This window comes from Pseudomonas sp. CDFA 610, assembly GCF_021147865.1.
Taxonomy (GTDB): domain Bacteria; phylum Pseudomonadota; class Gammaproteobacteria; order Pseudomonadales; family Pseudomonadaceae; genus Aquipseudomonas; species Aquipseudomonas alliivorans.
The window spans coordinates 87,316-107,331 of record NZ_JAGTPM010000001.1 but is presented as its reverse complement, the minus strand read 5'-3'; the positions used below and the strand labels follow the sequence as shown (position 1 = coordinate 107,331).

Genomic DNA, 20,016 nt, shown 5'->3' with positions numbered 1-20,016 from the left:
GTGTTCTCCTCCCGACGCTGCTGTTTATGCCACTCCATGCGCAGTATCGCGGCTCGACAGCCAACTCTCTGCTATTTTTTTTCGTTCGCACCTGAGGTTTTACGCCGCTCGTTCGTCTTATAGATGAGATTTTGTTTAAAAGCCTGAAAAGGAATTTGCGCATGTTCAATCGTCAAGGAACAACGACCCGTACGATGCTCAGGCAGACGGCCATTTCTGCACAGGCCCAGGCGCCTGCGGCAGAGGTCGAGCGACCTGGCAACGACCACATCCGCCTGCTGCTCAAGAGCTTCGGTCTGCGTACAAGCCTGGTGAGACTAAAAGTGCTGGACGCACTGCTGGTGTCGAACGAAAGCGGTCAGTCGCTTGGCGTGCGCGGTGTGCACAGTCAATTGCTCAGACTGGATGTGCCGCTGTCATTTCTCAGCGTGCGCGAGGTGCTCAAGCGTCTGTGCGATGAGGGCGTGATCCATCTCAACGAGGACAAGACCTACAGTCTGCATCCTCGTGCAATGGAATGGCTGGGCGAATCGGGCAAGTAATCTGACGATCCGTCGTCTCAGCGCCTGACCTTGCGGCGCATGATCCCGTTGAGCACCACGACCAGCACAGCAACGCCGATGGCGATGTACTGGAAAGTCTTCTCGCTGATCACACCGCTGTTCTGCAAGTGCGAGAGGCCCAGCATGATCGCCAGCACACCCAGAGCGATCAGAATCGAGTAAATCAAACGCTGCTTGTTGGTCATTTCGGTTTTCCTGATTACGTCATGAACGGCATTTGCGCTGCGCAAATGCGCCCATATCTTACGCTGATGCTCGCCCGATGGCATGGGTGGAATACGTCGCACTCATTCGCCACCTCTCCCCTCGCCTGCCATCCGCAGACAATCATCAACGCGCTTGATGGTCGTCATGCCGGATTCAATGTTGCCGCGAAAAACTCACGTGGTTTAATGCGGACCTGTTTCAAATCGTTTCCTGTCATTGCCAAGGAGTTTCACATGCCCCATGAAGGCAGCCTGCTGCAGGCCGCAGTGGTGTTTCTAATCGCCGCCGTCATCGCCGTCCCGTTGGCCAAGCGCCTGAAGCTGGGCGCCGTGATCGGTTATCTGGCCGCCGGCGTCGTGATCGGCCCATCGGTGCTGGGGTTGATAGGAGATACGGAGAGTGTCAGCCACATTTCAGAACTTGGGGTGGTATTACTACTGTTCATTATCGGTCTTGAACTGTCGCCCAAGCGTTTGTGGGTGATGCGCAAGGCGGTGTTTGGCGTGGGAACGGCCCAGGTTTTGCTGACCGGCCTGGTCATCGGTGCAGTCGCCCTGGTTGCGTTCGGACAATCGATGAACACCGCGATTGTGCTGGGCCTTGGCCTGGCGCTGTCATCCACTGCGTTCGGTCTGCAGAGCCTGGCGGAGCGCAAGGAGCTGAACAGCCCGCATGGGCGCACGGCGTTCGCGATTCTGCTGTTTCAGGACATTGCGGCCATTCCGCTGATCGCGCTGGTGCCGTTTCTGGCCGGCGGGGATCATGCGACCAGCACTCAGGAAAGTATCAATCATGGTCTGCGCGTCTTGGGCAGCATTGCCATAGTGGTCGTGGGCGGACGTTACTTGCTGCGTCCGGTGTTCCGCATCGTGGCCAAGACCCGTATCCAGGAAGTGTCGACCGCTACTGCACTGCTGGTGGTGATGGGTACGGCATGGCTGATGGAACTGGTCGGTGTGTCCATGGCGCTGGGCGCTTTCCTGGCGGGCCTGCTGCTTGCCGATTCGGAATACCGGCACGAACTGGAAGCCCAGATCGAACCGTTCAAGGGCCTGCTGCTAGGGCTGTTCTTCATCAGTGTCGGCATGGGTGCGAACATCGGTCTGCTGTTCAGCGCGCCGCTGGTGGTGCTTGGCCTCACGGTGCTGCTGGTCGCAATCAAACTGCCGCTGCTGTTCATCATCGGCCGCACGGCAGGCGGTCTGAGCAAGCGAAGCGCGTTGCGCCTGGGCCTGGTACTGGCAGCGGGCGGTGAATTCGCGTTTGTGGTGTTCAAGATCGGCAGCGCTCAGGGTCTGTTCGACGCAGGGCTCTATGACATGCTGGTGCTGACCATCACCCTTTCGATGGCGATCACCCCGCTGCTGTTCATCGCGCTGGCGCGCTGGATCAAGCCCAAGGCCAAAGTGGTGGAAGTGCCTGAAGAGTACCGCGACATCCAGACCGACAAGCCGCGCGTGGTCATCGCCGGCATGGGTCGGATGGGCCAGATCGTTGCGCGGATCCTGCGGGCGCAGAAGATCCCGTTCATTGCACTGGACACTGCCGTGGAATCCATCGAATTCTCACGCAGTTTCGGCAACGTCCCGGTGTTCTACGGCGACCCGTTGCGTCCGGAAATCCTCAGAGCGGCCAAGGTGCAGGATGCCGAGTTCTTCATCATTGCCACCGATGACCCGGACATCAATATCAAGACTGCCGAGCTGATCAACAAGCTGTACCCGCACATGAAGATCATCGCGCGCGCACGCAACCGCCAGCACGTTCACAAGCTGATGGATGCGGGTGCACATGCGGTGCGTGAGACGTTCTACTCAAGCCTTGAAATGTCACGACAGACCCTGCTGGGGCTGGGCCTGAGCGAGGCACAGGCCGATGCACGCATCAGCCGCTTCAAGCGCCACGACGAACAGGTGCTCGCCGCGCAACACGAGATCTACGACGACGAAGCAAAAGTGCTGCAAACCGCGCGCGAGGCCAGGGTCGAGCTGGCCCAGTTGTTCGAGGCCGACCGGCTCGACGAAGAAGAGGCCGCCAAGGCCTGACCTACCAGCCACCGCCCAGCGCGCTGTACAGCCCGACCAGCGCCTGGGCCTGAGTGGTCGAACTCTGGACCCATTGTTCCTCGATATCCAACAGGGTGCGCTGCACCGTCAGGACGTTGAGGAAGTCCACCACGCCTTCTGCGTATTGCCTCTTGGCGGTGTCCAGCGCGATTCGGTTCTGGCGCACGGCTTCATCCAGTTTGCGCTGCTGAAGCTGGCTGGCGTTGTAGAGACTCATGCTGTCATCGATTTCCTGCCAGGCACGCAAAACGGTCTGTTGATAGGCCAGCGCGGCTTCCTGTTCCTGTGCCTGGCGCAAACGCAACATGCCGCGCAGCCGGCCGCCTTCGAAAATCGGCAGGCTCAGTTGCAGACCGATACCGAACTGGCGTGAGCCCCAACTGCCGAGATCAGACAGCTGCAAGGCCTGAAAGCCGACATTACCTGACAGCACGATGCGCGGATAGAAATCGCCTTGCGCGACACCGATGCTCGCGGTTGCCGCATGCAGCCGCGCTTCGGCGCGGCGAATGTCCGGACGGCGCTGCGCCAGTTCGGAAGGCAGGCCCACGGGAACAGTGGTGGGCACGGCAACCATTTCCACGGGCTTTTCCAACTCGCTCTGCAGCGCTCTCGGCGACTGCGCCAGCAACAGGCTCAATGCATTGATCAGCCTGGCCTGTCGCTGCTCAAGCACCGGAAGACGGGACTCGACGGCCGATACCTGCGCAGCGGCTTCAGCTACATCCAGGTTGGTCGCCACTCCACTGCCCTGCCTGACCTTCGAAAGCTCCAGGCTGCTACGGGACAACTGCAGATTTTGCCGGGTCTCGGCAAGGACCGACTGGGTGCCACGCAACTGCAGATAGTCCCTGGCCACTTCGGCCTGAAGTGACAGCAACGCCGCGCGCCGGTCATTGTCTGCAACCTCAACGCTGGCATCGGCAGCCTCGACCTCACGCCTGACCCGCCCCCACAGATCGACCTCCCAACTGGCATTGATGCCGCCGTCCCACTGACCGAATGCCGCCCTGCCCTCGTTGCCCGACGGATCGTTCAACCCCTCGGCACTGTTTCGTTTGCGCTGGTAACCCAGCCTGCCCTCCACGCTCGGTGCTTTCTCACCGGCCACCACCTGACGTGCCGCCCGGCTTTGCGCCAGCCGCGCCTCTGCCATTTTCAGATCAAGGTTGGAAGCAGCCGCCCGATCAATCAGTGATGACAATTGAGCGTCACGGAATATCTCCCACCACCGAGACTTATAAGGGGTGGTATTAATTTGACTGACTGCCTGTTCTCCCTGAATGGGCAACCATTGCACGTCGCTGGTTTGCGGACGCTGGAAATCCCGCCCGACCTGGCAGCCCGACAGACTCGCCAGCAGCACCAGGCTGCTCGCTGCAACGACGCGGCTCACAAGGCACCTGCTTGCTGTTCAGTGGGTGAGGATTGTGTGTCGATGCTGGCGTCCACCGACATCCCGACTCTCAACCGGGCGGCAAACGGCTGCCCCGGATCAAGAACGATTTTCACCGGAATACGCTGCACGACCTTGGTGAAGTTCCCCGTGGCGTTGTCGGGCCGCACGGCTGCGAAGGTCACGCCGGTAGCCGGGGCAATGCTTTGCACGTGAGCCTTGAAGACTTCGTCAGGATAGGTGTCGACACGCACCTCAACCGCTTGCCCAACGCTCACATGGGTCAGTTGGGTTTCCTGAAAATTGCCCACCACGTAGGCCTCGGCGAGCGGCACCACCGACAGCAACCTGCTGCCCGGATTCACATAGTTACCGACGCGTACTGCCCGCTCGCCCACCACACCATCGATGGGCGCAACGATGCGCGTGTAGGAGACCTGCAACTGTGCCTGATCACGCGCGGCCTGTGCGTGCCTGAGACCTGCCTCGGCGCTGTGCTGGCGAGCCGTCAGGATGTCGACCTGCTTGCGCTCGGCCACCAATGAAGCACTGGCACTGGCGTGGTTGGCATTGGCCGTGTCGATCCGGTTGCGCGCCTGCTGCGCGTTCTGCACGGTGCCTGCACCGGCACCTGCCAGATGCTCGTAACGGGCGCGCTCCTGCTCGGCAAAGCGCACCGCGGCCGTGCTGGCCGTCAACGTGGCCCTGGCCTGATCAATGACCGCCGTCTGACGCTGCAGCAAGGCGGTGACCTGCTCCAGCTCCGCCGCTGCGGTCGCCACACCCGCCTCTGCCGAAGCCAGCGCAGCCTGCACATCGCGATCATCGATCACGGCCAGCAATTGCCCTGCCTTGACCGGCTGATTATCTTCCACCAGCACTTGGCTGATGAAACCCGACACCTTGGGCGCCACCACCGAATAATCGGCCGTGATGAACGCATCGTTGGTGGCCTGACGCGTGCTGTCGCCGGTCAGTGTGTAGATCCCAAGACCGGCGAGCACGATTGCCGCGCCACACAGGGCCAGGGTCTGTTTTGAAGTCATGCTCATGAAAAAGGTCTCGACAGGAAATCAGTTCGGTGCGCGAGGTGGATAGACACGCGTCGGCATCAGAGGAATCAGCAGAATCAGCCCAATGGCCAGCCAGCCCATGCAGAAGTACAGATCGGCACTGGTCAGCACCACGGCCTGCTCATGCAGACGATGGGTCAGGGAGGCCACCGAATCGTCAGCAGCCAGCCAGGGTGAATTGCCCAGACGGTCCACCAGCACATTGGAGTGAAAATGCTGGCGCGAGGTGGTCAGGGCTTCCAGTACGCCGGTGGCGATAACCGCCGACAACCCGCGCACGGTGTTGAACCACGAAGACGCGAACGGGCCATCGGGCGGCGCGATTCCGCCAGTTGCCTGCATCAGCAATGGCAAGACCGCCATCGGCTGGGCAACGATCTGCAGCAGTTGCAGGCTGTAGAAGTTGTCGCGAATCCACTCCGACGTCATTTGCGTCGCCAACCCGCAATACAGCGCGAGCAGGCCAAGGCCGATCGCCAATACCCAGCGGCAATCGATCCAGCGCACATTGCACAACGCTGCCACCAGAGGCAGTGCAAACAGTTGGGGCAAAGCAACGATCAACATCAGCGGTGCAGTCTGCAACGGCCGGTAACCGTGCACCTGTGCCAGATAGGAAGACGGAATCGAGGCGACCGCCGTCAGAACGATCAGCACGCCTCCCAGCGTCAGCAAGGCGTGCGAGAGGTTTCGGCTTGCCAGCAACTGCAGCTTGAAGAACGGCACCGGGGTGAACCACTCATTGATCATGAACGCCACTATCAGCACCAGACCGCCACCCAACAGCCAGCAGATCAGCCGAGATTCGAACCAGTCCAGACGATTGCCTTGCAGGATGCCGATCACCAGCGCAGCAATGGCAGGCAGACCGAGCAGCACGCCACGCCAGTTGAACGCCTTGAAGCGCTCCAGACGCAACGGGTCCTGGGGAATGCCGTGGGCGATGGCGATCATCGCGACCAGGCACGCAGGGATCACCTGCCAGAATGTCCACTGCCAGTTGAAGTGCTCGGTCCACAAGGCGGCGAGCGGCGTGCCCAGACTAGGGCCGAAGGTTGCGGTCAGTGCGTAACCGGCCAGTCCGTAAAGCTTTATGTGAGGCGGCAGAAAGCGCAGCGCAACGGTCATCAGCATAGGGGGCAGACAACCCGCCGCCAGACCTTGCAGGATGCGCAGGACCAGCAGGCTGGAGTAATTCGGCGCGAACGGACACAACAGGCCCAGCACGACGAAGGCCGCGATCGCGCCGAGTGTGAACCGTCGCAACGACAGGCTGACCGCGAACCATGGCGCAAACGCCATCGCCGCCACCGAGGTTGCCGAATAGGCCGCCACCAGCCAGGTTGCCTCATCCGCACCGATGAACATCGCGCCACGAATGTCGGCCATGGCGATGCGCGTCACGCCCTCGTTGATCCCGGCGACCAGCACCGCCAGCAGTACGCCCAGAAGCCCGATGATCGTCTGCAGTCCGAATACCGCAGGTGCAGGTTTCACGGGCTGCGCAGCAGGAGTGACAGTGTCGATGGCGACAAGGGAAGACATGGGCGATGGATCCAGAGCGTGGGAAGCGCTGGCATTTTAGAAAACGGCGTCACTCAGGAAAATTTACATTTGCATAGCGTATAAGTGCACGGGACGCACGAATGCAGATGCATACATGTTTCTACGTTTATGGATGGCTGACCGCTGATCAGGCGTCACCCGGAAAAGAGAGATGAACTCGGGAACGTGAAGAGACGGCAGTCTCACGCATACGGGCTGTCCCAGTATCGCTTGTACATTCCGAGTCTTTTCTTCACGCATCGAGGCAGGCGTTTTTCCTGCTTGCTGAGCTTGTAGGCCAGCAGCTTGACGGCGTTGCGGACGAAGGACATAGGCCACCAGAGAAAGCGTCTTGGGCCGAGAAACGCGAGTTCGGACTTCACGTAGCGCATACCTTCGCCCGCGATGCCGCCGAAGGTTTCGTAGATCCACGCTTCACGGGACTGGAACACGCCAATGTCGAAGTAGCGCCGAAACTCCTCACGCAGACTGTAATTGTGCGAATGACGACAGACCGCCGAGCCTTCGTAGGCCACTTTCCAGCCGCCGATCAGCATCTTCGCCGTAACGTACATGTCCTCGGACAGGATCACATGCCGGGGAAAGCCGCCGATGGCCAGCAACGCTTCGCCACGGTAGGCCGCAAAGGAATTGGACATGAACGGCGTCTTGATGCCCAGCACCGGCGCGTCGGCCAGGGTCTTGATCTGAGACGTCGGCGGATAATTGAACAGCCGCGCATGCTGGGCCAGCAGGTTGGCGTTCTTGTGCGGCAATTGCCGCCCGCACACGGCACCGACTCCGGGGTCGGCGAATGGCAGCAGGATGTTGGCAATTGCATCGACGTCTTCGACGTAGGCATCCTGGGTCATGTAGACGTAAACGTCATACTCGGGATGCAGATCGACCATCATCTGCCGGGTGCCGCCGTGGTTGAAGTCCTTGCCGTCGATGCACAACACGTTTGCGCAACGAGCCCGGGCCAGTTCAAGCGTGCCGTCCGATGAACTGGAATCGACGATCAGCGTGTCGAACGTCGCCGTCTGCATGGCCAGAGAGTCCAGCAGGCGCTCCAGGTCCTTACGTCCGTTGTAGGTCGGGATGACACAAGCCACTCTCAATGACGCCATAACAATACTCCGGGGCGAAAACAGGATGCCCTACTTGTCAGCGTTGTTGAGGGTAGCTCATGCCCGCTCAGCCAGCCATGACGTCAGCCCATGACCTCGCTCAAGGCGATAAAGTTGACCCAATCGCCTTCAACCACCGTTGCCCCCTCACGCACTTCGATCAGCCCGTCGGCCCAGGCCGCGCTACGCAGCACACCGGAGCTCTGGTTACGATAGGGAACCGCCTTGCCCTGCTCGATACGCCCGCGCAGGTACTCGCGACGATTGCCCGGACGCGTCCACGCGAACCCGGCAGGCACCGCAAACTTCAATGGCGTGACGTCGAGCACACCCTGGCGGCGCAACAGATAGGCGCGGGCCAGCAAGGCAAAGGTCACCAGTGTGGAAGCCGGATTGCCCGGCAAGCCGATGACCGGTACGCCGCGAAAATGCCCGAACGTCAGTGGTTTGCCTGGTTTGATGGCAAGCTTCCAGAGCGACAGCTCACCTTCTTCGCGCAACGCATGACCCAGAAAATCCGCCTCGCCTACCGACACGCCGCCGGTGGACAGAATCAGATCAACCTCATGCAGACTCGCCAGCGCGGCGCGGGTCTTCGCCAGATCGTCCGGCAGGATTCCGGCATCCACGACTTCGCACTGCAAACGCTTCAGCCAACTGCACAACAGCACGCGGTTACTGTTATAGATCTGCCCCGGCCCGAGCGGCTGGCCCGGCTCGATCAATTCGTCGCCCGTCGACAGCACCGCCACGCGTACCCGCCGAACCACATCCAGCTCTGCCAGCCCCAGCGAAGCAGCCAGTCCCAGTTCGATGGGCCCCAGGCGTGTACCAGCCGCCAGGACCTTATCGCCAATCCGGGTTTCCTGTCCCTGAGGACGGATGTTCTGCTCCACCTTCAGTGATTCGGTGAAACGCACGCGCTGGTCATCCAGCACCTCGGCGTTTTCCTGCATTTCGACGCAATCAGCGCCCTCAGGCACCGGCGCACCGGTGAAGATGCGTGCACAGGTCCCGGGCGCCAGAGGCTCGGGAGCCTGGCCAGCGAAGATACGCTGACTGACGGGCAGCGGCTCTGCGCGCCAGTCGGCCACGCGCAGGGCGTAACCGTCCATGGCGCTGTTGGGCCAGGGCGGCAGGTCCAGCGTCGATACCAGATCGGTCGCCAGCACGCGGCCTTCGGCATCGAGCAGCCTGACACGCTCATGCTGTGTGATCGGTGCGGCCTCAGCCATTTCCAGCAGACGCGCGATGGCGTCTTCGACAGGCATCAAGGCCTTGGGCTCAGCGCTCATGGCCGTTCAACCACGGGTCGCGCAGGGCTCGGCCTGCTTGAGATGAGGAACGAAATTGCACGGGCGGAAACGTGAATCCAGTTGCTGAGCCAGGATGCCGTCCCAGGCGGTACGCACAGCGTTGGTGGAACCCGGCAGGCAGCAGACCAGCGTTGAGTTGGACAGCCCGGCCAGCGCACGCGACTGAATGGTCGAGGTGCCGATGTCCGGCACCGAGATCTGTCGGAACAGCTCGCCGAATCCATCGACCTGCTTGTCCAGCAGGCAGGCCACGGCTTCAGGCGTACTGTCACGTCCGGTGAAGCCGGTGCCGCCGGTGATCAATACGACCTGAACCTGTTCATCGGCGATCCAGGTCGCCACCTGGGCGCGGATTTTGTACAGGTCGTCCTTGAGCAGGACGCGCTCGATCAGGCCGTGACCGGCTTCGGTCAGGCGATCGACGAACATCTGGCCCGAGGTATCGGTTTCGCGGGTGCGGGTGTCGCTGACGGTCAGTACAGCGATGTTCAGGGGTACAAAAGGTGTGTCAGCCTTTGCTTTCATGGCCTCGATCCGGTTGTTAAGGAAACAGGCCGGTGTTATATCACAGCACTCCTTTTCACTGCCTGCCGAGTCTCCGATGATCGCCTCTGCCCCATTGCCGCCCTGCTCGATCCTGCTGCTCGCAGGAGGTCGCGGCCAGCGCATGGGCGGTCGCGACAAAGGGCTGATCGCGTGGCAGGGCGAACCGATGATCCAGCATCTGCATCGTCTGACGCGGCCGCTGACCGATGACCTGATCATTTCCTGCAATCGCAACCTTGAACGCTACGCCGCGTTTGCTGACAGACTGGTTCAGGACAGTGACACTGAGTTCAATGGTCCGCTGGCCGGAATCCTCGCCGCGCTACCGCTGGCCCGGCATGACACGCTGCTGGTGCTGCCCTGCGACGCGCCGCTGATCGACAGATCGCTGCTGGACGCACTGCGCCAGCTTGCAAAAAGACACCCGGACAACCCGGTCATGGTGCGTGAAGGTGAACATTGGCAGCCGCTTTTATGTATCATCCCGACCGCCCACGCTGCGACGCTGGAAGCCGCATGGCAGACAGGCGAGCGCAGCCCACGGCGGGCGTTGGCACCTCTGCATACAGTGGCCCTGCAACTGGACGCAGGAGATCCGAGACTGGCCAACCTGAACACACCCTGTCTGCTGGCCGGATCAGATGACAACCGACACAAGTGACTGTTCATTGAACTTGCTGCGGGTGTATACGTCTTACGGTCAGTTAATCAAGAATCCATCTGGAGACACAGTAATGAAACAACGGACCCTTCCCGCTGCCTTTCTGCTTGCATTGGGCATCGCCTCTTTGGCTGGCTGCGCTTCGCCCACTGTGATCACTCTGAATGATGGTCGTGAAATCCAGTCTGTCGACACTCCGAAGTATGATGAAGACTCGGGCTTTTACGAGTTCAAGCAGCTTGATGGCAAGCAGACCCGCATCAACAAGGATCAGGTACGTACCGTCAAGGATCTGTGATCCTCGCGTAGCGTCCCTGATGTGAAAAAACCCGCCGAGTGCGGGTTTTTTTTGCCTGCTTGCTTCGTGACTACCAATCGAGCCTCAGGCGGCTGTGAAATTCGCGGGGCTCGCCACTGAGCGGGTCGTCGAAACGCAGCGCCTTGGCCAGCAGTTTGAGCGGCTGTTGATAGTCATCGACCGCATCCCTGATCACCTCCGGATAGAACGGGTCGTTGCAGATCGCAGCACCCAGCGCGGCCATATGTACGCGCAACTGATGTTTCTTGCCCGTCACCGGGTACAGCCCATAGCGCCAGAGCGATTGATTGCGTTCGAGCACTTCAATGCGGGTCTGCGTATTTGCAGGCCCCGCTGCTTCCTGCATGCGGAAGAACGGTTCGCCATCGACCAGACGGCTCTCGTGCAATCGTGGAAACTCGATCAAAGGCAGCGCAGGCGCAATCGCCTCGTAGAACTTGTCGATACGCCGCGTGGGAAACAGTGCCTGATACGCAGAGCGGGTCTGCCTGTTGGCCGAAAACAGCACCAGCCCGGCGGTGTGGCGGTCGATGCGGTGCAAGGGCACCAGATCCGGATTGCCCAGACGATGAATCAGACGACGCAGCAGGGTCTGCTCGACGTATTCGCCCGCAGGCGTGACCGGCAGAAAGTGTGGTTTGTCGGCGACCACCAGATGTTCATCGGCATACAGGATGGTCTCGACGACAGGAATCGACGCCTCGTTCGGCACTTCGCGAAAATAGTGAATCTTCAGGCCTTCGCGGTAAGCCAGGTCAGCCGTGATGGCTTTGCCGCTGGCGTCCAGCACCCGCGACCGGGCAATACGGTCCAGCCACTCCTCGCGACTGATGGCGGAAAACTTCGCGCACAGGCAATCCAATACCGTCGTCCATGGGCCTGCAGGCAGGTACAGCGTACTGGCTTGCTGGTGAGCGGCGCGAAAAACGGATTCGGACATGCGTGGACTCGTCATCTCTTGAAAAGGCTTGAACGGCTATGGCCGCGCATTATCCCTGATCGGGGCGATCACCGCACAGAATCAACGCATGGCAATTGATCAGCCACTGCGTCACTATTAACCATCTGGTACATTTTTTGAAACCTTCCCGCCATCGGGCGGCACGACAAAAACAAGAGACATATCGTCATGAGCCACGTTGAATCAACCTCCGTACTCGCTGGCCTGATCGGCTTAGGCATTCAGGCATCACGCACCCCGGCGCTGCACGAACATGAAGGCGATGCGCAAGGCATTCGCTATCTGTATCGCCTGATCGACATTGACGCGCTCAAGCTGGACATCAGCGCCCTGCCCCGCCTGGTCGAAGGTGCGCGTGACTGCGGCTTCACCGGCCTGAATATCACCTTTCCCTGCAAGCAGGCCGTCATCCCACTGCTGGATGAACTGTCCGAGGAAGCGCGCGGCATCGGCGCAGTCAATACCGTGGTGTTCAAGGACGGTAAAAGCACCGGGCACAACACCGATTGCCTGGGGTTCGCGGAAGGCTTCAAGCGTGGCCTGGACAAGGCGCCACGCCAGCATGTCGTGCAAATGGGTGCAGGCGGCGCAGGGGCTGCGGTGGCTTACGCGCTGTTAAGCGCAGGCGTCGAGCGCCTGAGCGTGTTCGAGGTCGAACCGCAACGCTCTCAGGCCCTGGTGGACAACCTCAACGCCCATTTCGGCGCAGGCCGGGCGCAGGTCGGTCTGGATTTGCCCGCAGCAATGGCCGAAGCCGATGGCGTGGTCAACACCACACCGGTCGGCATGGCCAAGTTGCCCGGCACGCCATTGCCGGTCGAGCTGTTGCGTGCTGCGCAGTGGGTCGCGGAAATCATCTACTTCCCGCTCGAAACCGAACTGCTCAAGCATGCTCGCACACTGGGGTGCCGCACGCTGGACGGTACGACCATGGCGGTGTTTCAGGCCGTGAAAGCCTTCGAGCTGTTCAGCGGCCGGTCAGCGGATGCCGAACGCATGATGCAGCACTTCCACAGCCTTTAGTCTTCAGGCTTTCAGGTAACGCAACACAGCGTCACAGATCATTGCCTTGTGACGCTGCCTGACCTCATCGCTCCACAGCTCGATCTGGAAGATCTCGCTGAAGGTATGGCGGTTGGAAATGCGATAGAAACAGAACGAACTGATCATCAAGTGCAGGTCGATCGGGTGTACGCCTGCTCGAAACGCTCCACTTTCCTCGCCTCGGCGCAGAATGTCTTCCAGCGCCCGGATAATGTTCTGGCTCTTGGCCTGAATGGTATCGGACTGCTTGACGTTTTCGCCGTTGTGAATGTTTTCAATGCAGACGATGCGCACGAAATCCACGTTGTTGTCGTGGTGATCGAAAGTGAACTCCACCACGCGATGGATCGCCTCGACAGGCTCCAGTTCGCCCAGCTTCAACTCACTTTCGGTGTTGCGGATATCGCCGTAAAGCTTTTCCAGAACCTCGACGTAGAGCTGTTCCTTGCTGCCGAAGTAGTAATAGATCATCCGCTTGGACGTCCTGGTGCGTTCGGCTATCGCATCGACGCGCGCACCCGACAGGCCGTGAGCGACAAATTCGGCCACGGCAGCCTGAAGGATGTCTTCGCGGGTCTTTTCCGGGTTGTTCTTGCGACCCAAGGGCCGCGACATGACAGGTTCGAGGGCAACGGAGTCGTCGGTTATTTTCATTGTTGGCTCATGACCACGGGTTGTGCGTGGAGTATGCCGCCGAGCGTCGAGGCAGGGAAGCTGCGAGACACCTGAGTGCCCGCAGCGACCGGCTGGATCAGATCAAAAGCTCACAGCCGCGCCTGGCGTATCGCCACACTGCGCGCCTTGGCCATTGCGGCCAGGCGTACCGCAACGTTGGCTGCGCCATACCCGACATAGCCGTTCTTGCGCTGCAGAATCTCGAAGAAGAAGCGTCCGTCGAACGCATCGGTGTAGACGTGAAACAGCTCACCGCCGTCCGCATCGCGGTCGTACAACACGTTGTAGTACGCCAGTTCGCTGAGGAACTCGTCATCGAAATCGAAGCGGGCTGCCAGGTCATCGTAGTAGTTGAGCGGGATGTCCAGCAGCGGCACACCGGCTTCCTTGGCGCGGCTGACTTCGGCGAAGATGTCATCGCAGGAAAACGCGATGTGATGCACGCCCGAACCGCGATAACTCGACAGTGCATGCGAAATGGCCGTGTTACGGTTCTCGGAGATATTCAGCGGCAGACGCACGGTGCTGCAGCGGCTGCGCAGCGCCCGACTCTTGACCAGCCCGTAAGGGTCCGGCAGCACGACTTCGTCGTCGGCTTCGAAATCCAGAATGCTCTTGTAGAACAGCACCCAACTGTCGAGGCTGTCGGCTGGCAGCGCCATGGCCATGTGATCGATGCGTTGCAGCCCCCCTTTGCCAGACACCTGCGAATTGATGACAAAGTCGCTGTCGTAGATCGAGTCTCCCGGTGCAGCGTTGTCGACCAGATAGATCAGGCTGCCATCAGGGGCACGAACCGATGGAATTTCGCGCTCGTTGGGTCCGACCAACCCGCGATAGGGCTGCCCCTTGAAGGCCCGCGCACGCTCCAGCGCCTGATGACCGTCATCCACCCGCAACGCGGTCGCGCACAGTGACGGGCCGTGGGCCTCGAAAAAGCTGTGGGCGAACGAATAGGGTTCGGCGTTAAGCACGATCTTGATATCGCCCTGCCCCAACAGGCTGACGGCCTTGGATCGATGCTGGCCCAGTTTTGCGAAGCCCAGTCGTTCCAGCCAGCCCGACAAGCGTGCGCCGTGGCTATCATCGACGGCAAATTCAAGAAACTCGACGCCGTTGTAGGAACTGGCCGGGGGCGGACTGAACAGGATGTCCGGAATGGTTGCCTCGGCTTCGCTGGCCAGCAACTGGCGGGTCTTTTCTTCCAGATACAGCAGCGAGCGCAAACCATCAGCCGCATTGGCGCGCGTCGGTGCCGCACGAAAACCGTCGTTGAACACCTCGAGCGACAGCGGGCCGGTGTAGCCACTGCGCAGGATGGGCGCAAGAAAGCCTGCCAGATCGAACTCACCCTGGCCCGGGAAGCAGCGGAAATGGCGGCTCCACTCCAGCACATCCATGGCCAGAATCGGCGCATCCGCCATCTGCACGAAGAAAATCTTGTCGCCCGGAATCTGCGCAATCGCGCTCGGATCACCTTTAAGCGACAAGGTGTGGAAGCTGTCGAGCAAAACACCCAGCGCCGGGTGATCCACCTGACGCACCAGATTCCAGACCTGCTGCCAGGTGTTCACGTGACGCCCCCAGGCGAGGGCTTCGTAACCAACCCGCAGACCCCGCGCACCGGCATGTTCGGCCAGCAGACTCAGGTCATCGAGCAGGATGTTTTCGTCGCCCACCGAGTCGGCGGAGGCGTTACTGCAGACCAGCACCAGATCGGTGCCCAATTCCTGCATCAGGTCGAATTTGCGCTCGGCGCGGTCAACGTTGCGCTGCAGGCGGTCACGGCGACAGCCTTCGAAGTCACGGAATGGCTGAAACAGGGTAATGGCGATGCCCAGATCGGCACACATCTGCCGCACGTTGCGGGGGCTGCCGTCGTAGTACAAAAGATCGTTTTCGAAAATCTCGACGCCATCAAAGCCGGCTGCGGCGATGGCCTCGAGTTTTTCGGGCAGAGTACCGCTCAAGGATACGGTGGCAATTGAACGCTGCATGCTTCTAGCTCCTGAATGAACACGACCCTGGCGAATCGTGACTGGACAGCACCGCATTCCTGGCCTTTCCCGGCCTTATTCAGAGGTGCGAGTAAAGTATTTGCCTGTCAAAATACTACAGCAACACAAAGTGTACGAACTGGTTAGTTTTACGTTCGATTATCGAACAGAAGCCGAGTTACTTGATTGACGCTGCGTGATGCAATGCTCACCATCAGCCTCACCTTGCAGCGTCGCAGAACGTTGCGAACTCCCGTTACCCGTAGCAAACCATAACAATTCAAACAACAGGAACATTGCTCATGTGCACCTTCCACGCCCCGCTCGTCAGTTCCATTCGCCGTCCGCGGTTGCAGGATCGAAGAACACTTCCGGTCACGAATTCGATCCGGTACCTCGTTTCCTGAAACAATCCAGCGCACTCGTCAGCAACAGCCTGTAAATTGTCGGCCCTGAAAACCTATCGTAAAGCCATGCACCATCGGCTTTCGAACCTCAGCGGCTTCACTGCACACGCATAACGCCTGAATCGAGTGGACTTCTCAGTCCGACTGTCGCCAGCAGCGCAGTCTTGGAACGGATGGTTAGAACATCATGCTCAATACCCAGACCAACCCTGTCGCCCAGGCTGCCCATGCGGGCATGGGCGAAAAGATTCGCGGCGCACTCGCCGTAGGCAAGACTCGCTGGGGCATGCTCGCTCTGGTGTTCTTCGCCACCACGCTGAATTACATCGACCGCGCCGCTCTCGGGGTCATGCAGCCGATTCTTGCCAAGGAAATGAGCTGGACGGCGATGGACTACGCCAACATCAACTTCTGGTTTCAGGTCGGTTACGCCGTGGGCTTTGTGCTTCAGGGCCGGTTCATCGACCGGGTCGGCGTCAAACGAGCGTTCTTCCTGGCCGTGCTGCTGTGGAGCCTGGCAACCGGTGCCCACGGTCTGGCCACTTCGGCGGTCGGCTTCATGGTCTGTCGCTTCATTCTGGGCCTGACCGAGGCGGCCAACTACCCGGCGTGCGTCAAGACCACACGCCTGTGGTTCCCGGCTGGCGAACGTGCGGTGGCCACCGGCATCTTCAACGCCGGGACCAATGTCGGCGCCATGCTGACTCCGGCCCTGCTGCCGCTGATTCTCACCGTGTGGGGCTGGCAGGCGGCGTTCGTGGCGATGGGTTCACTTGGCCTGATCTGGGTCATCATGTGGCGCCTGAAATACTACAACCCTGAAGAACACCCCACCGTCAGCAAAAGCGAACTGGACTACATCAACCAGGAAGTCGAACCCGAGCCAGTCAAAATGCCGTTCTCGGCCATTCTGAAAATGCGTGGCACCTGGGCCTTCGCCCTGGCCTACGCGATCACTGCGCCGGTATTCTGGTTCTATCTCTACTGGCTGCCGCCGTTTCTCAATCAGCAATACAACCTTGGCATCAGCGTCACCCAGATGGGTATCCCGCTGATCCTGATCTGGCTGACCGCAGACTTCGGCAGCATTGGCGGCGGAATCCTGTCCTCGTGGCTGATCGGACGAGGTGTAAGGGCCACCACGGCGCGTCTGGTCTCAATGCTGATTTTCGCCATCACCATCTGCAGCGTGGTCTTCGCCGCCAACGCCAGCGGTCTGTGGATAGCGGTTCTGGCCATCTCGCTGGCCGTCGGTGCGCATCAGGCCTGGACCGCCAACATCTGGAGCCTGGTGATGGACTACACCCCCAAGCACATGATGAGCACGGTATTCGGCTTCGGCGGTATGTGCGCGGCAATCGGCGGCATGTTCATGACTCAGATCGTCGGGGCAGTGCTGACCGCCACCAATAACAACTACAACGTGCTGTTTACCATGATCCCCGCGATGTACTTCATCGCGCTGATCTGGATGTACTTCATGGCTCCGCGCAAGGTGCCTGACCTCAACCAATGACGGCGCGGTACACATGAGAAAGGCCCGTTCACATGAGTGAACGGGCCTTTTTTATCGCGTTGTATTCGTCATCAGGCAACCCTGAATGTCCTGACTCAATGGAACCTGACGTGGGACGAGGCTTGCCCGCAATGAGGTTGGCGCGGTCTTTTCAGCACAATCGCGTCATCATTCATCGCTGGCAAGCCGCCTCCGACCGTCCAGTGACTGTTGCAGGACCGCGACAACTACCCGCCTTGACGCCGCTGCTGCCATGCAGCCGCCAGCCCGCTCAGGCAGATGATCGCGATACCGGCCTGCGCCGTCGGCGATGGCATGTGATCGAACACGATGAATCCCAGTAGACCGGCAAACACGATCTGGCAGTAACTGAAGGGCGCCAGCATCGCGGGTGCGGCGAAGCGGAAGGCCTGGGTCAGCAGCAGGTGCGCAGCCATGCCGCAGGCACCCAGTGCCAGCAGGAACGGCAGGTGTTTGAGCTCAGGCACGGCCCAGAAAAATGGCACCAATGCGCTCATCAACAGTGTGTTGAACAACCCGGCAAAGAAGTTGCTGGTGGTCGGACTGTCGAAAGGGCTGACCAGTCGCGTCAGCAATTGATACAGCGCAAAGCAGAACGCCGAAGACAGCGGCAGCAGGATCGCAGGCGTGAACAATTCACCGCCCGGATGAATGATGATCATCACCCCCATGAAGCCGACGATCACGGCAATCCATTGTCCGCGCGTCACCCGCTCATGCAACAGCGGCACCGACAGCGCAGTGACCAGCAACGGCGCGAGGAAGTTGACCGCTGTGGCCTCGGCCTGCGGAATGAACATCAGGCTGCTGGTGAACAATAGACTGGTGCCCAGCAAGGCCAGCGCACGCAACGCCTGCAAACCGGGTCGTTTGGTGCGCAGCACGCGCAGACCGGACGACGGCATGAAGATGCAGGCCATCAGCAGCGTGTGTACCAGATAGCGCGCCCACACCACCAGAATGATCGGATAGAAGCCGGAAAGGAACTTGGAAAGCGTGTCGTGACTGGCAAACAGGAAAGTAGCCAGCAGTATGAAACCGATCCCCTTGAGGGGTTTGTTGACGCCGGAGAGTGGCGTACTCGCAGTGCTCATTGGGCTTCCTTACTCAATATTGTCGAAGCTTGACGCGCGTGAAAGGTGCACGGTAGCGAGCATCGCAGCCTGTATTCATATCGTCCCGCATAAAATGTTCGAACCGGTTCATTAACGTTCGGTAATCGCCCAAAACCACGGTTTCACAATTGCGGACCTGACTCCGGCCTTTCACTATCAGGACCAGCTTCATCGACTGAATAATTACAAAAAAGGTCTTCCATGCGCTCAACTCTCCCCTGCAAAGTCGTTTGCGGCCTCTCTGCGGCCATCGCCACCAGCCTGATACCCGTCGCCACTCAGGCCGCCGGTTTCGTTGAAGATGCCAAGGTGAATCTGAACCTACGCAACTTCTACATCAACCGCAACTTCGTCGACCCGGCCAACGCTCAGAACTACGCCGAAGAATGGACCCAGAACTTCATACTTGATGCCCGTTCGGGTTTTACTCAGGGCACTGTGGGGTTCGGCGTCGACGTGCTGGGCCTTTACTCGCTCAAACTGGACGGCGGCAAAGGCACCGGCGGCACACAATTGCTGCCGATTCACAGCGATGGACGCCCCGCCGACGATTTCGGCCGTCTGGCCGTGGCAGGCAAGGCGCGCTTTTCCAAGACAGAATTGAAAGTCGGCGAATGGATGCCCGTACTGCCGATTCTGCGCTCCGATGATGGCCGATCTCTGCCGCAGACTTTCCAGGGCGGTCAGATCACTTCCAAGGAAATCGACGGCCTGACGCTGTATGGCGGCCAGTTCCGTGGCAACAGCCCGCGCAATGACGCCAGCATGGAGGACATGTCCATGAACGGCCGCGCAGCCTTCACTTCGGACCGTTTCAACTTTGGTGGCGGTGAATACGTCTTCAACGAAAAACGCACGCAGGTCGGCCTGTGGTACGCAGAACTGGAAGACATCTACCACCAGCAATACCTCAACCTGCTGCACAGCCAGCCGCTGGGCAGGTGGACGCTGGGGGCGAACCTTGGCTACTTCCAGGGGAAGGACGACGGTCAGTCGCTGGCAGGAGATCTGGACAACAAGACCTGGTCGGCCCTGCTCTCTGCACGCCACGGCAGCAATACGTTCTATGTCGGCTTGCAGAAGGTCAACGGCGACAGCGCGTGGATGCGGGTCAACGGCACCAGCGGCGGCACGCTGGCCAACGACAGCTACAACTCGAGCTTCGACAATGCCCGGGAAAAATCCTGGCAGCTGCGCCATGACTACGATTTCGCAGGCCTGGGCGTGCCGGGTCTGACCCTGATGAATCGCTATATCAGCGGCGAGAACGTGCACACCGGCGCAATCACCGACGGCGAGGAATGGGCACGGGAAACCGAACTGGCCTACGTTTTCCAGAGTGGCGCATTCAAAAGTCTGTCACTCAAATGGCGCAACTCGACCATGCGGCGCGACTACAGCACCAACCAGTTCGACGAAAACCGCGTGATCGTCAGCTATCCACTCTCGCTGCTCTGA

At 60.0% G+C, this 20,016-nt stretch carries 18 protein-coding genes; 7 read left to right on the top strand and 11 right to left on the bottom strand.

Going from position 1 to position 20,016, the window contains the following annotated elements; translation table 11 throughout:
• Positions 1 to 161 precede the first annotated feature (161 nt).
• Positions 162 to 542 carry a Fe2+/Zn2+ uptake regulation protein gene (locus tag KDX39_RS00475; protein WP_099227470.1) on the top strand — a complete coding sequence of 127 codons (381 nt, stop codon included), beginning with the start codon at positions 162 to 164 and terminating at the stop codon, positions 540 to 542.
• Positions 543 to 559: 17 nt separating this feature from the next.
• On the opposite strand, the gene KDX39_RS00470 is transcribed toward KDX39_RS00475, so the two are convergent.
• Entirely contained in the window at positions 560 to 748 is a 189-nt protein-coding gene (locus KDX39_RS00470) for a hypothetical protein (protein ID WP_004886913.1), read from the bottom strand.
• A gap of 255 nt (positions 749 to 1,003) precedes the next feature.
• On the opposite strand from KDX39_RS00470, the gene KDX39_RS00465 reads away from it, so the two are divergent.
• On the top strand, positions 1,004 to 2,815 hold the full coding sequence (locus tag KDX39_RS00465) for a monovalent cation:proton antiporter-2 (CPA2) family protein (protein ID WP_099227471.1): 1,812 nt from the start codon (positions 1,004 to 1,006) through the stop codon (positions 2,813 to 2,815).
• A gap of 1 nt (position 2,816) precedes the next feature.
• On the opposite strand, the gene KDX39_RS00460 is transcribed toward KDX39_RS00465, so the two are convergent.
• The 6 genes from KDX39_RS00460 to moaB all read right to left on the bottom strand — a co-directional run bounded on the left by KDX39_RS00460 (position 2,817) and on the right by moaB (position 9,821).
• Complete coding sequence (locus tag KDX39_RS00460; RefSeq protein ID WP_231658817.1) at positions 2,817 to 4,232, bottom strand: efflux transporter outer membrane subunit; 1,416 nt, start codon at positions 4,230 to 4,232, stop codon at positions 2,817 to 2,819.
• Complete coding sequence (locus KDX39_RS00455) at positions 4,229 to 5,284, bottom strand: HlyD family secretion protein (protein ID WP_231658816.1); 1,056 nt, start codon at positions 5,282 to 5,284, stop codon at positions 4,229 to 4,231. The genes KDX39_RS00460 and KDX39_RS00455 overlap by 4 nt, the downstream gene beginning before the upstream one ends.
• A 21-nt stretch (positions 5,285 to 5,305) precedes the next feature.
• The gene (locus tag KDX39_RS00450) at positions 5,306 to 6,850 is read right to left on the bottom strand and encodes an MFS transporter (protein ID WP_231658815.1); all 1,545 of its coding nucleotides are present in this window, start codon (positions 6,848 to 6,850) and stop codon (positions 5,306 to 5,308) included.
• Positions 6,851 to 7,053: 203 nt separating this feature from the next.
• The gene (locus KDX39_RS00445) at positions 7,054 to 7,980 is read right to left on the bottom strand and encodes a glycosyltransferase family 2 protein (RefSeq protein WP_231658814.1); all 927 of its coding nucleotides are present in this window, start codon (positions 7,978 to 7,980) and stop codon (positions 7,054 to 7,056) included.
• Positions 7,981 to 8,063: 83 nt separating this feature from the next.
• A complete protein-coding gene (locus tag KDX39_RS00440) occupies positions 8,064 to 9,275 on the bottom strand; it encodes a molybdopterin molybdotransferase MoeA (RefSeq protein WP_231658813.1) in 1,212 nt (403 codons plus the stop codon).
• A gap of 6 nt (positions 9,276 to 9,281) precedes the next feature.
• Entirely contained in the window at positions 9,282 to 9,821 is a 540-nt protein-coding gene (moaB, locus tag KDX39_RS00435; protein ID WP_231658812.1) for a molybdenum cofactor biosynthesis protein B, read from the bottom strand.
• Between the two features lie 76 nt (positions 9,822 to 9,897).
• Here moaB and mobA point away from each other — a divergent pair, with 76 nt between their 5' ends.
• Together mobA and KDX39_RS00425 are read left to right on the top strand one after the other, a co-directional pair.
• Positions 9,898 to 10,503, top strand: a complete 606-nt coding sequence (gene mobA, locus KDX39_RS00430; protein WP_231658811.1) for a molybdenum cofactor guanylyltransferase MobA — start codon at positions 9,898 to 9,900, stop codon at positions 10,501 to 10,503.
• 73 nt (positions 10,504 to 10,576) lie between these two features.
• Complete coding sequence (locus KDX39_RS00425; protein ID WP_024687986.1) at positions 10,577 to 10,801, top strand: YgdI/YgdR family lipoprotein; 225 nt, start codon at positions 10,577 to 10,579, stop codon at positions 10,799 to 10,801.
• A 70-nt stretch (positions 10,802 to 10,871) separates the two neighbouring features.
• Here KDX39_RS00425 and KDX39_RS00420 read toward each other — a convergent pair whose 3' ends face one another.
• A complete protein-coding gene (locus KDX39_RS00420) occupies positions 10,872 to 11,762 on the bottom strand; it encodes a pseudouridine synthase (protein ID WP_231658810.1) in 891 nt (296 codons plus the stop codon).
• Positions 11,763 to 11,951: 189 nt separating this feature from the next.
• On the opposite strand from KDX39_RS00420, the gene KDX39_RS00415 reads away from it, so the two are divergent.
• On the top strand, positions 11,952 to 12,806 hold the full coding sequence (locus tag KDX39_RS00415) for a shikimate dehydrogenase (protein ID WP_231658809.1): 855 nt from the start codon (positions 11,952 to 11,954) through the stop codon (positions 12,804 to 12,806).
• 3 nt (positions 12,807 to 12,809) lie between these two features.
• Here KDX39_RS00415 and KDX39_RS00410 read toward each other — a convergent pair whose 3' ends face one another.
• A complete protein-coding gene (locus tag KDX39_RS00410; RefSeq protein ID WP_231658808.1) occupies positions 12,810 to 13,481 on the bottom strand; it encodes a TetR/AcrR family transcriptional regulator in 672 nt (223 codons plus the stop codon).
• Positions 13,482 to 13,591: 110 nt separating this feature from the next.
• Complete coding sequence (gene quiC, locus KDX39_RS00405; protein WP_231658807.1) at positions 13,592 to 15,499, bottom strand: 3-dehydroshikimate dehydratase QuiC; 1,908 nt, start codon at positions 15,497 to 15,499, stop codon at positions 13,592 to 13,594.
• Positions 15,500 to 16,093: 594 nt separating this feature from the next.
• Between quiC and KDX39_RS00400 the strand changes: the two genes are divergently transcribed.
• Positions 16,094 to 17,422 (top strand): MFS transporter, encoded by a 1,329-nt coding sequence (locus KDX39_RS00400; RefSeq protein WP_210042407.1) that lies wholly within the window; start codon positions 16,094 to 16,096, stop codon positions 17,420 to 17,422.
• A gap of 227 nt (positions 17,423 to 17,649) precedes the next feature.
• On the opposite strand, the gene KDX39_RS00395 is transcribed toward KDX39_RS00400, so the two are convergent.
• Positions 17,650 to 18,537 (bottom strand): DMT family transporter, encoded by an 888-nt coding sequence (locus KDX39_RS00395; RefSeq protein ID WP_231658806.1) that lies wholly within the window; start codon positions 18,535 to 18,537, stop codon positions 17,650 to 17,652.
• Between the two features lie 222 nt (positions 18,538 to 18,759).
• On the opposite strand from KDX39_RS00395, the gene KDX39_RS00390 reads away from it, so the two are divergent.
• A complete protein-coding gene (locus tag KDX39_RS00390; RefSeq protein ID WP_231658805.1) occupies positions 18,760 to 20,016 on the top strand; it encodes an OprD family porin in 1,257 nt (418 codons plus the stop codon).